At 58.0% G+C, this 12,852-nt stretch carries 10 protein-coding genes; 5 read left to right on the plus strand and 5 right to left on the minus strand.

Annotation, left to right across the window (positions count from 1 at the left end):
* Positions 1-105 precede the first annotated feature (105 nt).
* The gene (locus tag RT551_RS00380) at positions 106-345 is read right to left on the minus strand and encodes a hypothetical protein (RefSeq protein ID WP_049399270.1); all 240 of its coding nucleotides are present in this window, start codon (positions 343-345) and stop codon (positions 106-108) included.
* 479 nt (positions 346-824) lie between these two features.
* Here RT551_RS00380 and RT551_RS00385 point away from each other — a divergent pair, with 479 nt between their 5' ends.
* Positions 825-1,652: a hypothetical protein gene (locus tag RT551_RS00385; protein ID WP_049421696.1), complete on the plus strand. Its 828-nt coding sequence runs from the start codon at positions 825-827 to the stop codon at positions 1,650-1,652.
* Positions 1,653-2,084: 432 nt separating this feature from the next.
* Here the strand turns inward: RT551_RS00385 and RT551_RS00390 are convergent, their stop codons facing one another.
* Entirely contained in the window at positions 2,085-2,330 is a 246-nt protein-coding gene (locus RT551_RS00390; protein ID WP_017354505.1) for a helix-turn-helix transcriptional regulator, read from the minus strand.
* A gap of 95 nt (positions 2,331-2,425) precedes the next feature.
* On the opposite strand from RT551_RS00390, the gene RT551_RS00395 reads away from it, so the two are divergent.
* From RT551_RS00395 to RT551_RS00405, 3 genes are all read left to right on the plus strand, one after another.
* On the plus strand, positions 2,426-3,226 hold the full coding sequence (locus RT551_RS00395) for a hypothetical protein (RefSeq protein ID WP_017354504.1): 801 nt from the start codon (positions 2,426-2,428) through the stop codon (positions 3,224-3,226).
* 95 nt (positions 3,227-3,321) lie between these two features.
* Positions 3,322-3,756, plus strand: a complete 435-nt coding sequence (locus RT551_RS00400; protein WP_017354503.1) for an NIF family HAD-type phosphatase — start codon at positions 3,322-3,324, stop codon at positions 3,754-3,756.
* 206 nt (positions 3,757-3,962) lie between these two features.
* A complete protein-coding gene (locus RT551_RS00405; protein WP_017354502.1) occupies positions 3,963-4,412 on the plus strand; it encodes a protein-tyrosine phosphatase family protein in 450 nt (149 codons plus the stop codon).
* A 2,286-nt stretch (positions 4,413-6,698) separates the two neighbouring features.
* Here the strand turns inward: RT551_RS00405 and cydB are convergent.
* From cydB to fdhD, 3 genes are all read right to left on the minus strand, one after another.
* The gene (cydB, locus tag RT551_RS00410; RefSeq protein WP_017354501.1) at positions 6,699-7,712 is read right to left on the minus strand and encodes a cytochrome d ubiquinol oxidase subunit II; all 1,014 of its coding nucleotides are present in this window, start codon (positions 7,710-7,712) and stop codon (positions 6,699-6,701) included.
* Positions 7,713-7,723: 11 nt separating this feature from the next.
* A complete protein-coding gene (locus RT551_RS00415) occupies positions 7,724-9,112 on the minus strand; it encodes a cytochrome ubiquinol oxidase subunit I (RefSeq protein WP_017354500.1) in 1,389 nt (462 codons plus the stop codon).
* Positions 9,113-9,221: 109 nt separating this feature from the next.
* Positions 9,222-10,082 (minus strand): formate dehydrogenase accessory sulfurtransferase FdhD, encoded by an 861-nt coding sequence (gene fdhD, locus RT551_RS00420; protein WP_026070516.1) that lies wholly within the window; start codon positions 10,080-10,082, stop codon positions 9,222-9,224.
* 477 nt (positions 10,083-10,559) lie between these two features.
* On the opposite strand from fdhD, the gene RT551_RS00425 reads away from it, so the two are divergent.
* Positions 10,560-12,833: an FdhF/YdeP family oxidoreductase gene (locus RT551_RS00425; RefSeq protein ID WP_026070515.1), complete on the plus strand. Its 2,274-nt coding sequence runs from the start codon at positions 10,560-10,562 to the stop codon at positions 12,831-12,833.
* Positions 12,834-12,852: the final 19 nt, after the last annotated feature.

Raw genomic sequence — 12,852 nt, forward strand, 5'->3', positions numbered from 1 at the left:
TTGGCGTCAAGCCGTTCAGGGGCGCACTGTGCGCCTAGGTGAGTTTCAGCAGATCAGAAGTGGTGCGGGCCTTTTGGCTTCGGCCTCAGCTCGCGTGCTCAGGAATTACAGCGAGTTCAGCCACTCAGCGACATCTCGCGTTTTGGCGAACAACCCCCGCCGACCTGGCAGCGGAAAGGTGCGAACCGGCAAAAGTTCACGCTGGACGGCTCGGCCGAAGGTGCGGCCGTTTGGAAAGCCAAGGTTCCGCTGGAGGTCGCTGCCGCCCATGAGCTCCCCATGCCGCTCTAGCAGCTCGCGACTGAGTTCGGTGGAGACTGCTGCTTCTGGATTCTGGATAGGCATGACGCAACTCCTAGCTACCGTTGGACCCCATCATGCACAATTGCAGCCAGTTCTAGGGGATTCTTTAGTCCCGCTTCAGAAGATCCATAAGTATGCCTCGTGGCAAGATTCCAACAGACGTGGCGCTGGTCGTCCGCAATAGCGTGTGGGCCTGCGTTGTGCGAAGGCTGCATGGCGATCGACTGACCTGGGATGATCTTGATCAGTTGCTCTTGCCTAGAGTTGGGCTCGATATACACGCGCAAGCGGCCAACGGTCGTCCCCGATCCTTCTACCGGTTCTTCAGCAAGGGGCATCATCCAGGGAAGCTACGCGGTCCTGGTGGATACTTGATTGACTCGGTGCATGGGGATCCAGCGTTCGCGGCTGCAAAGGAGGCCTTCGAGCATCCGATCTGGATGATCTGCAGCACAGAGGCTCCCACTGCGGAGCAATTGCGGGGCGTACGTCGATCACTAATGGAGCGTCTTGGGCTACTGATGCCGTCCATCACCGAACGCCTGGTGGCTTCTCATCACAATCTCCCTGGCCTCAGCAGCTATGCGCCAAGTCGGGTAGATGCCTTGGAGTCCATGTTCAACGTGGCCGAAGGTGGCTCCTTGGACGCGATAGGCCTGTGTGCGTGTAACTATCTGTTAGCTATAGACAGCGGTAGGCTCGAGACTGCAGTAGATGTCCGGGATGCACTACGCTGGGCAATTATTCGTTTTTGTGCTGTTTGGGGATTGCGCCCCGACGCATGCACGGCAATCCAGCTGTTGATGGAGCAGCGGGTGGTCAGGCTTCGTAGGGGATCGCTGTTGCCAAAGGATGTTGGGTTTCCACTTGGCAATACGGATTCCAGCGCGTTTAGTAGCAATTCGGCGAAGGGGGTATTCTTCGCAGATGACTATCCGTGCATGCTTCCGGTGACTCCTCGCACAGGTGGGGTGGATACATTCTTCGCCCGGTTTCACTCGCACTATCTTGCTTTCGTGAATGATCTGACAAGGCAAGGAGCATTCGCGCAGCTGGCTGGGACTGAGCTCGGCGGATCTTTGCCGACTCAAGATGCAATTGACGACCTGTTTCTTGGGCTGCTGGACGTGCCGGAGGATGTTTGTCACGGCGAGGTTGCAACTCTCAAGCAGTTTGCGCCAATCAGTCCGGTAGCGGCATGCGTGGCGGAAGTCCTGCCCACTTCTAGCATCGGAAGCTCGCCTTACACCCGCATCAAGCCTCTGGGCGCAGTGCTTCTGAAGTTCATGCGTTCTGTCGACATGCTGGTTGACGTTGAGCATCCGCATCCCATGGTTGATGAGCCGTGAGATGCGCCTCCAGGATCTTTCGTTACCTTGAAGTGGCGTCAACAAGGGAGAGGTATCAACGCTAGCCGCGCGGTGGAGGTCACTGTTCTTGCGGGGAGATGCGCATGCTGGTTCTGCAATGCATGCCGAGCCTTTTAAGCTATGGTCAGTACGAAGAGGTCGCCCCAAAGGGATTTCCTTGAAGCGCTGAACCTCTTATTGCGAAGGAATCGTCAGTCAAGCGCGCCGACAGGGCTTATGAATGCTTTCCCTTCTAGCTCGGATGGTGCGCTGGAGGCCACCACTTGACCAGCCAGTCCTGTGTAGCCAGAACTGGCAAGAAGCCATTTGCTCAAAGTGGTCGCATGCTCGTTGAGCGGGATAGTGGGGTGGGCACTAGGCGTGAGCCTAGTGGTACGCATCTGAAGAAGACTGAGCCTTAGCTCAGTAAAGTCAGTCTTTGAGTCGCTTCTCAAAGTCGGCAATGAGCTTGCCCAGGGATAGGCCTGTCAGGCGCGCTATGTCCCTAAGCTCCACGACGTCAACCCTGCGCTTCCCTGTCTCAACATCGCTAATGAACGACTGGCTGCGCCCCAGCTTGCTGGACACTTGTACTTGGGTAAGGCCAGCAGCCAAGCGCGCGTCTCTGACGGTCTCAATCAGGGCGGCGTATTCCTTGCGATGGATTGTCTTGGCCACGGCCGCACCCTGGTTGAGCGGCTTCAGAAGCTATATCCAGTTCTCCGATATCTAAAAACCAGATATCCTGTGCTTCTCATTGACAGGGGAAGGGCATGATCAAAGAACAACGTCGACGCGACGCAGCTGGCTGGGGCAGGCAGGGCTTGCTGCTTGCTCTGACGGTCCTAGTTGCCGCCTGCAGCGGTCCAGTAGACAGGAAGTTGGTCACTGACGGCACGCAGGAGCAATACAGAGCGTCGATTGACGCAATTGACGCCGAGCTGAGTGCCCATGAGCGGGATGCCTTCAACTGGGCCGTTGCCGGCCTTGATCTGGCTGAGCTGAACAAGGCCTACCCGAATGCATCTATAAGACAGGTGGTTAGGGGGCACATCAAGCAGATTAGGGATGCCCATCCAAAAGAAATTCTTGCTCTGCAGGAGCAGGCCAACGCGCAGCGGCCGACGATCACCGAACTAGAAAGAGTGCGTGCGAGTGGCGCAACGTTACGGATCGAGGACAGCTTCTTTGGCCCGAAGCCGGTCATTGAGGCGCGAATTGCGAATAGCTCAACTTTGGCGCTCAGCCAGGCCAGCTGGGCGGCGACGCTCTACATCAATGGCGAAGCTCAGCCCACGGCAAAGTCGCGGGTGCACAGCGACTTCCGATCGATTGATGGCCTCAAGCCGAGCCGCGGCGTCACGGCGCGCTTCAATGTTGGCTTCGTAAAAGGTGATGATGCGTGGTCGACACTGGCAATTCGACAAGCGTCTTCAACGCGAGTCGAGCTCGAACTAATTCCTCAGACGGCTTTGGACTTCAATGACAAGCCCTACATAGCTGCCAACTATAGGGAAAAGATCCAGTCTCTGGAGAATCAGCTTAAGCAAGCCGAGAAGTTCTCAGATATCTGACTCATTGGCGTTCCGCAACTGCGTCCGATGACCAAGCGCAGCGCGGAACGCTCCAGATCCAAGTGTCCAACTGCTGATGAGGATCCTAGCGCTCAATGCGACCGACCATCCTTGCTCTCGATCTCGAGGGGACGCTGATCTCAAATGCTGTCAGCCAGATTCCACGCCCAGGGCTTTATCAGTTCCTTGAGGTCGCTCATGAACTCTTCGAGCATCTGGTCATCTACACCACGGTCCCTGAGGCAGCTTTCCGCAGGATTTCGCGGCTGCTGGTCGAGGAAGGGAGCGCGCCAGGCTGGTTCGCTGAGTTGCCATATACATTCTGGGGAGGGGCAACGAAGGACCTCCGGTATGTGTCTCCGATCCTGGGTGCAGCGCTGTTGCTGGACGATCACGCGGACTACATCCATCCGGGGCAGGAGCGCTATTGGATTGAGGTCTCTTTGTTCGGCGCTCCATATGACGCGGATGACGCCGGCCTGGAAGTGGCCCTTGAGATGCTGAAGGAACGATTGGTTGTTCCGTTGTAGTTGGTGTGCTTAGTGAGTGGGTTGGCGGGTGCAGCTCTTCCAGCCAGCAGCGCCGGTTGCTGCATAGGAATGGGCTGTCGTTCAGGAGATCCGACATGATTCGAACAAGTTTGACCCACCCTTTAGCTATCGCGGAACTCCCGGTTGGCGAAAGGGGAGGGGCAATTGGTGTGACCTTCGCGCCAGGTAAGTACCAAGAAGTTGCGATGACGGGGGCATGGGCGAGAGACATCGATGTGGATGTCTCTGTGATTCAGTGTTGGGGAGCCAGCCACCTGATCACGCTACTCGAGCCGTGGGAGTTCAGTGAGTTGCGGATCGAGTGCTTGCCTCAAGTGGTTGAAGGGCAGGGCATCTCATGGCATGGCCTTCCAATCACGGATGGCGCAGCACCTGACCAGAGGTTGCTCGAACGATGGCCAGTACTGGGGTCAATGCTCGTTCGGAGTTTGCATTCGGGCCTGCGCATTGTGGTCCACTGCAAGGGTGGGCTGGGGCGAGCCGGCACTGTCGCAGCGATGCTTCTACTGCAGTCAGGGGCTGAGCGAACAGCGCAGGCTGCCATTGGCTCGGTGCGACGTGTCAGGCCGGGTGCCATCGAGACCGCTGTCCAGGAGGATTTCCTGCAGCAATGGGCACAGGGACTGCGCTCGTAGTTGCCCTTCCAGATCAAACGCGTGGCGAGCTCATCAGTCGTTCAAGGCCAGCCCTGGCTATTGGCGCCACCGATACCTACGCGATCTAGTCGACCGCTGACACCGGATTCGCTGGGTCGCGCGCCCACTAGTGGACGCGGCGCGGAGAGTATCCGCTAAAGCCTCCAGTCGCTACTTGGCTGCAGCCAGTACTGTCTGCCCAGAGGGATAAACGTCTCCATTGCCACGTCCAAGATCAACGGCTGACGCCAGCCATGGCCTGGCACGAAGCAAAAGTCAGTCGGGCCAAGTGCTCCCGATTGAACTCGGCTAACGAGCCAAGTGCATCTCCTGCTGATCTCTCGATCAAGTACCCGACGGGCGGCCTCCTCGTCCAGATCAGCTTTCAGGAACTCCGACGCAACGTTGCGCATGCCGGCCCACAGTACATACCTCTTGCGTCCCAAGCTCAGTGCATTCCACTCCGGGAGCTGGGTCGATCTCAGGCCATTGCCCAGCGTGGGAGATAGCCGATACTTGCGTAGCAGGTTGGCCAGGTATGCACGGGCTTCGCTCTCTGCGAGCGAGGTTCCCAAGGTCCGTTTGGCAGTGGACGGGCATTCGGCAGCCCATCGGGTAAGCGTACTGGTCAACCTGGCCTCCAGACTCACGTCCTGACGTGACCAAGCGGCCTGATAGGTCCATGCCAGAGGCTCATACAAGGACCTCGCCCCGGAATTGGGGGCTGCGATGGGAATGCGCTGCAGTACGCGAAGTGAGGCAAGCGTATCGAGTGCGGCTGAGGCCAAGCCCTCGGCGGCAACAGGCCCGCTTACGGTCCTTGAGCGCTCCAGTGCGCACCAGGCGCAGGCTAAGAACGGGCCGATTGAACGAACGAAATCGTCCAACTCTGGCCAATGCGAAATGAGGGTCGGTTGGGTGACAACATAGGCCACTTGTCTCTCAGATCGCTCGCCTAGCTCACCAGCATAGCAGCGAGGCGAGTCCGCGTCTATCTGATCTTCAGATATCGCCACACTGCTGTCCGTGGCTGCGCTGGAGTTGTGAGTGAAAGTCCCGTCGCTTCCTCCAGCGGTGTTCTAGGTTCTTTGGGGAGCCGTGCTATGCCGAGGAGCGCGAGTAGGCCATTGAGCATGGACGAATCAGTGGTTCAAGTTCCATGTCGCGCGGCCGATACAGCCCTGTCCAGACTCCTGGCGGGTCGTCCCGGCCACGAATCCAGTCGATGGCATCCCGTTTGCCCAGGAGCTCCGGAGCGACGTTCTAAGTACCCTGCCATGTACTCAATTCAGAAGATCATCGACCTGCTGCTGCTATTGGGCGTTCCTTCGCTGCTCTTCATTGGCGCTTACGTTCTGCGCCGCCCCAAAAGAGAGCTCAGTTGGGAGCCGGTGCTGGATCAGCGAGTTCATTGCTGGAAATGGTGCGCCTATGGCTTCATTTTTCTCTTGTATGTTCCCGGGACGACGTTGTATCGAACGTTGATTCCTACGGGTTGTGATGGAGTTGTTTGCGTCCAGTTCTTCACCGCGAGTGGATACCGTATCGCCCCGAGCGAACTTCATGTTGTTCTCGTCGCAACTGCCGTTTTCGCGGGGTACTTCTTTGCGCGTGTTCGAGCTTCGTACTCACCGATTCCTACCAGGGCCCGGGGCTACGTCCTGAAGGTTGCCTATCATGGCAAGGGGGAGTACTCGCCACACTTGGAGATAGCCCGCCAAGTTCGCCGGCGTCAGCTCAGAGCGGAGCTTGCTGAAAGGCGTAGGCTTGAGCGGGAGGGCTTCCACCTATGGTTAAGATCCGTACGGCCGTGGGTTTGCACGTTGGCCAGAGGCTCTACTGTTGAGCTACTTAGCCCCATGCTGTCGGGAAGGGACCCACTCACTCTTGTCAGGTGGCTATCTCGTAGCGGCCCCATACATGATGTAGTCCTTCTTTCTAGGCGACTTCGTTGGTGTGAGGCGTTCTTCTACCACCTCACCGTGAATCATCGACTTTCCTTCAAGTCAGTTCGATCCGAAGGCATACGATTCAGGGTCGGCTGAAGGCCCCACTCATCACATCCTGTGTGTCTTAGGGCGATACACGATTCTGGGAGGCCGGGCGTATTGGCTAACTGATTGAGTCAAGTCGAGGGCCAGAGGCGGTGGCATTTGACCTTCGGCTTAGCTGAAGATAGTCCAGTGACATTCAGTTCATGAGTCGGCCGCCACCGAACCCACTCGCCCTTTCCGGGCTTTAGTTGAGCCCATTCTCCACTTCAGGCGAATGGGCGGCATATCACGCTCAATGATAGCTCGTGCTCGCACTCACCTTGCCGCGGAAAACGCGGTATGACCAGGCGGTGTAGCCCAGGATGACAGGAAGCATGACCGCCAAGCCGACCAGGCTGAAGCCAAGCGACGACACTGGCGCTGCTGCATCCCAGATCGTCAATGCCGGGGGGAGCAGGTACGGCCACATGCCGAGTACGAGGCCTAGGTAACCCAGGACAAACAACGACAGGCTCAGTAGGAAAGGGGCAAGATCATGAGTGGGGCGTTTCTCCGCGCGCCACAGCGCCACTGCCACGGCGAGCGTAAGAAGGGGGACGGGGGACAGCCACCAGAAATTCCCGTCACTGAACCAGCGAGTCATTAGTCGCAGATCAAGGAACGGCAGCCAGCTGCTCACGAGCCCCATGGCCACGATCACGGCGACCACCAGGGGGCGGGTCAGGCGCCTGGCAAGTGCGTGGGTTCGCCCCTCGGTCTTCAAGATTAGCCAGGTGCCTCCAAGCAAGGCGTAGCCGGCAACCAAGGCTGCTCCGGTAAGCATGGCAAAGGGGCTGAACCATAGGAATGGCCCGCCAGCGTAGGTGTCACCAGTCATTGGCACGCCTTGCACCACCGTGCCAAGAATCACTCCTTGAGAGAACGCGGCCAGAAGCGAGCCAAGGCCGAAAGCCACGCTCCAAAGCCTCTTGGAGCGATGGGCTTTGAACCTGAACTCAAAGGCGACCCCCCGGAAAACCAATGATACAAGCAGCAGAAGTACTGGAAGGTACAGGGCCGAAAGAAGCGCTGCATAGGCTGTTGGAAACGCTGCTAGCAATCCGGCTCCGCCGAGCACCAGCCAGGTTTCGTTGCCATCCCATATTGGGGCAGCGGTGTTCATCATCACATCGAGCTGCTCTTCATCCTCGGCAAAGGGCGCGAGAATGCCAATACCGAGTACGAAGCCGTCGAGGACGACGTACATCAGGACGCCGAAGCTGATGACGGCGAACCAGGCGATGGGCAACCAGGTCATCGAGTCCATGTCAGCGTTCCTCAGAGAGATTGATCAGCGGCCGAGATAGGCCGTGCAGGTGTGCGATCACCACCCTCTAGCGACGGACTTCCGTCTTGGGCATGTGGGCCATGTCGGAGGATCTTGACCAGATACCAGATGCCCCAACCAAATACGAACGCATATCCAGCGACATAGACCGCGAGTGAGATCGCTGTCATCCAGGCCGTTTGCGGTCCCACGGCATCAGCCGTTCGCAAAACGCCATAGACAATCCAAGGCTGGCGCCCCATCTCGGTGACAAACCAGCCGGCCACCAAAGCAACGAACCCACTTGGAAGCATCCAGTTCCAAGCGCGCAGCAGGGCCCCGGAATCGAACAGCTTACGGCGGGCCAGGGTGAAAGCAGAAAGCCAGGCGAGCAGTAGCATGAGGGTGCCTATCCCAACCATGATCCGGAATGCGAAGAACACAGGCGTGACCGGAGGTCGTTCGCTCGCCGGTACGGATGTCAGCGGTGCGAAGGTTCCATCCATGGAGTGAGTCAGGATGAGGCTGCCAACACGCGGAATCGCGATCTCAAGATCGTTCCGCTCTTCCTTCTCATTTGGTACAGCGAAGACGACCAGCGGAACTCCTTCACCTTCTTGGCCCTGATGCCAGTGAGCCTCTACCGCTGCGATCTTCATCGGCTGGTGCTTGAGGGTGTTCAGACCATGCATGTCACCCACGAAAATCTGAACAGGAACGGTAATGGCCGCAAATATCACAGCCGCCCCAAGCATCTTGCGGCCGGCTTCGACGTGCTCCTTACGCCGCAGGTACCAGGCGCCAACACCACCCACCACGAAGCAGGTTGTTATGAATGACCCTATTGCCATATGGGCCAGTCGATAGGGGAACGATGGATTGAACACAACCTCGAACCAGTCAACCGGATGGACCACTCCGTTGATCATTTCGTAGCCCGCAGGCGTATGCAACCAGCTGTTGGAGGCAAGAATCCAGAACGTTGAAAAGAGCGTTCCAAGTGCGACCATGCATGTGGAAAAGAAGTGCAGGCGTGGTGATACTCGCCCCCAGCCGAACATCATCACTCCGAGGAAACTTGCCTCCAGGAAGAAGGCTGTCAGGACCTCGTAAGTCAGTAGGGGGCCGATTACGGTTCCGGCGATCTGGCTCAAACGAGGCCAGTTTGTGCCGAACTGGAACGCCATGACGATACCGCTTACCACGCCCATGCCGAAGGACACGGCAAAGATCTTCTGCCAGAAGAAGAACAGATCCCGCCACACCGGGTTGCGGGTTCGAAGCCAGCGCCATTCCACGAAACCAAGCCAACTGGCCAAGCCAATGGTGAAGGCAGGGAAGAGCACATGGAAGCTGATGAGAAAGCCGAACTGAATTCGGGAAAGGAGGAGGGCGTCCATAACGATCCCAATAGGGGGTGGGTGGTGGCTAGCGGCTCAAGTTCCGATGGTGCCTAGCAATTTCATCGGCGGAGATCCTTGCTCATTGCACGGCAGGCGTCATCTGGCGTCATACGGCTGCTAGGTGTGCAGCTTCCAAATCGAGTAGGCGCTGGGGGTGTGAATAGATGTTGAAGCCATCCGAGCGCGCGAAACCGACAAGACAGATCCCTGCGGCCTTTGCGAGATCTATGGCTAAGGCTGTGGGTGCCGATACCGCTGCAACGATCGCCATGCCTGCATAGGCGGCCTTACTCACCATTTCGTAGCTAGCACGGCTAGATAGAAGCACGAGACCTTCGTTGGTTGAAGTCGATGAGCGCCTCATTGCACCAATGAGCTTATCTAGTGCGTTGTGCCTGCCCACGTCTTCGCGTACCACTTCGATAGCTCCGTCCGGGAGAACCCATGCTGCTGCGTGGGTTGAGCCGGCAGCCTCGTTCATTGGCTGTAGCCCTTTTAGCGAGGACAGTGCTACGCGTAGCGCCAAGGCGGAGTAGGTGGTGGGTCGGTCGATTGGCAAAGGCATTCTGAGCACTTGCTCCAGTCGACTAGCTCCACATAGCCCGCAACCGCTACGCCCGGGTAGGTTGCGGGTGGCGTCGTTGGGCATTGACACGATGGGCGCACTATCTGTGACTTCCATCGCCAGCTCAATGCCTTCCAGCGATGGCCTCACTTCAATCCGGAGAAGTTGGGAGGGATCAGAAATTGTTCCCTCCGTCATGGAAAAGCCCAGCGCAAAGTCTTCCAGATCCGTTGGGCTGGCCATCATCACCGAGAAAGGACTGTCGTTGTAGAGCATCGCGACAGGCACTTCTTCGGCAACGCTGTCCATGATTGAGCCGCGCTCGCCACCACGCCACCGAAGGGTTCTTCGATATGCGATGCCGCAGGGCTCGTTGGCAGGTACTGGGCTGGGCGCTTGCATGGAGATGAGGCCTGGCGGGGAGGGAAGCCGGTAACGATGATCTGGGCGTGCAGGGTCCCTCGGGTCGGGGACTTCTTAGTGGTTTGACAGTGCGGAGAGTATCCCAAGGCGTACACCCCGCTGCGGTCAAAATTTACAAATGTTCGCAGATGGACAGTTTGGCTGAGTTGATCCGACATTCTGTTCGAGGGGCTGTGGCCCGCCTGTCCGCTACATGTGCCTGTAGCTAGAAAACGCCCGATAAATTAGATAGTTACAATCGATGGCGGGTGGCGTGAAGACCTGTTCGTGGTGAGGGCCAGGATGAGCGCTTCGGGTCCGTTGAGGCACTCGTATCGGACACCAGTGCCTCGATTCGATCCCCGGCGTGTACGCCGGACGTCTTGTCTGGGCAGGGTGGACATACTGTCCGTGGAAGGGGAGGCCGTCGCGTGCTTAACTTTTCCCACTCCCAATTGCATGCTGCGAGTGCCTGTCATGTCAGAGCAGAAGATCCCCCGTTACAAAGCCTACGACCATCCTGCCGGTGGTTGGGGTGCCGCCGGTGCAACCGCCAAGGTTCTGATGCAGCAGAGCGTCATTGCCAAGGGATCTAAAGCGCTTTTGTCGATGAATCAGCCTGGGGGATTCAAGTGCCCCAGTTGCGCTTTCCCGGATGCAGATCACACCAAGAAGCTGGAGTTCTGCGAAAACGGTGCGAAGGCCTTGGCATGGGAGGCAACCAAGCATCGCGCCACGCGTGAGTTCTTCGCGGAGCACACTGTCCAGGAGCTGATGGCGCAGTCCGACTATTGGCTGGAGATGCAGGGTCGATTGACCGAGCCGATGCGATATGACCCGGTATCCGACCATTACGTTCCTTGTAGCTGGGATGAGGCCTTCGCGCTGATCGGGCGACACCTGCAGGCCCTGTCCAGCCCGCATGAGGCTGAGTTCTACACCTCGGGGAGGACGCCGAACGAAGCCGCGTTCCTGTACTCGATCTTCGTGCGCGAGTTCGGAACCAACAACTTCCCGGACTGCTCGAACATGTGCCACGAGCCGACCAGCCGGGGGTTGCCGCCGGCAATTGGTGTCGGCAAGGGCACTATCGTGCTCGATGACTTTGAGCATGCTGAGGCCATCTTCGTCATCGGCCAGAACACAGGCACCAACTCACCACGAATGATGTCCAACTTGGTGGAGGCGCGGAAGCGTAATGCTCCAATTGTCGCGGTCAATCCTATGCCGGAACGTGCGCTGATTCGCTTTGCCGAGCCCCAGGACGTCGTGCAGATGGCCACGTTTGGCTCCACCGAGATTTCCAGTGAATTTGTACACATTCGCATCGGCGGTGACCTGGCCCTGATCAAGGGCATCATGAAGGCTATGTTCGAGCGGGAAGCGGCCGGCGAGTCTGTTCTCGATCACGAATTCCTGACCGAGCACACCGTCGGGCTGGAGGCATTGCGTGAAGAAGTGATGTCCCTGGAGTGGAGCCAGATCGTCCAAGTGTCCGGGATCAAGAAGGAGCAGATTCTGCGTTGTGCAGAGATCTACATCCGTTCCCGTGCGACCATTATCTGCTATGGCATGGGCCTGACCCAGCACCAGCAAGGATCTCGCCTTTTGCAGCAGGTTGCCAATCTGCTGATGCTGCGCGGCAACTTCGGAAAGCCCGGGGCGGGCATTGCTCCTATTCGCGGCCATTCCAACGTGCAAGGCGACCGTACCGTCGGCATTGATGAGAAGCCGACGCAACGCTACCTGGACCAAGTTCGCGACGTGTTCGGGTTCGAACCGCCGCGCGAACATGGGCACCATGTGGTTGAGTCTATTGAGGCGATGCTGGCTGGAACCGCCAAGGTCTTCATCGGCATGGGCGGGAACTTCATCCATGCTGTTCCTGATACCGAAATTGCCTACAGGGCAATGCGTGGTCTTGAGCTTACGGTTGGCATCGCCACCAAACTCAACCGTGGCCACCTAGTGCATGGCAAGGAGGCGCTGATCCTACCGGTGGTGGCGCGCTCGGAGTGGATCCATACCCCGCTGGGTGAGCAGTTTGTCACCATTGAGGATGCCATGTCGAATGTCACCGCATCCCGTGGAGTACTGGAGCCTGTGAGTGAACATGTTCTTCCGGAAGTTGAGATCGTGTGCCGCATGGCAATGGCAACACTGCCGGACAGCAAGGTCGACTGGGCAGCTTGCATGCACGATTACAACCATGTTCGTGAGCTGATCGCGGCGGTCTATCCCAGCATCTACGCAGACTTCAATGAACGGATCCAGGCGCCGCGTGGCTTCCACTTGGACATTCCGCCGCGCCGCCGTGAGTGGCCGACACCTAACGGGAAGGCCAATATTCTGGTGTTGCCGGGTCTTGAAGTGAACGACCTGGTCGAGGATCCCACTATGCTTCGGCTGGCCACGGTTCGCTCCCATGACCAGTACAACACGACAATCTACAGCTACAACGATCGCTATCGCGGTGTGTATAACGATCGAATGATCCTCTTCATGAACCTGGAAGATCGAGTAGCACGAGGGATTGGGAAGGAGGAACAGGTGAGCCTCGAGACGATCTCCAGTGATGGCGTCTGCCGGCGGGTCGATGGGTTGACTGTGCTTGACTATCCGATGCCGCGTGGCGCGATTGCGGGCTACTACCCTGAACTCAATCCACTGCTACCTCTGGATTACTTCGATCGCATCAGTGGTACCCCCGCGGCGAAGTCGATCCCGGTCAGGGTGGTCATTTCACAGTGATTGCGCCGGCATGTCGTAG

Origin of the sequence: Stenotrophomonas sp., assembly GCF_032103445.1 — a bacterium.
Taxonomy (GTDB): Bacteria; Pseudomonadota; Gammaproteobacteria; order Xanthomonadales; family Xanthomonadaceae; genus Stenotrophomonas.

Bases quoted from the DNA above. Each gene is read 5' to 3' on its own strand.
- RT551_RS00425 (WP_026070515.1), top strand. From the start codon at position 10,560: ATGTCAGAGCAGAAGATCCCCCGTTACAAAGCCTACGACCATCCTGCC.
- RT551_RS00380 (WP_049399270.1), bottom strand. From the start codon at position 345: ATGCCTATCCAGAATCCAGAAGCAGCAGTCTCCACCGAACTCAGTCGC.
- fdhD (WP_026070516.1), bottom strand. From the start codon at position 10,082: ATGCAAGCGCCCAGCCCAGTACCTGCCAACGAGCCCTGCGGCATCGCA.
- RT551_RS00400 (WP_017354503.1), top strand. From the start codon at position 3,322: ATGCGACCGACCATCCTTGCTCTCGATCTCGAGGGGACGCTGATCTCA.
- cydB (WP_017354501.1), bottom strand. From the start codon at position 7,712: ATGGACTCGATGACCTGGTTGCCCATCGCCTGGTTCGCCGTCATCAGC.
- RT551_RS00385 (WP_049421696.1), top strand. From the start codon at position 825: ATGCCGTCCATCACCGAACGCCTGGTGGCTTCTCATCACAATCTCCCT.
- RT551_RS00395 (WP_017354504.1), top strand. From the start codon at position 2,426: ATGATCAAAGAACAACGTCGACGCGACGCAGCTGGCTGGGGCAGGCAG.
- RT551_RS00405 (WP_017354502.1), top strand. From the start codon at position 3,963: ATGACGGGGGCATGGGCGAGAGACATCGATGTGGATGTCTCTGTGATT.
- RT551_RS00415 (WP_017354500.1), bottom strand. From the start codon at position 9,112: ATGGACGCCCTCCTCCTTTCCCGAATTCAGTTCGGCTTTCTCATCAGC.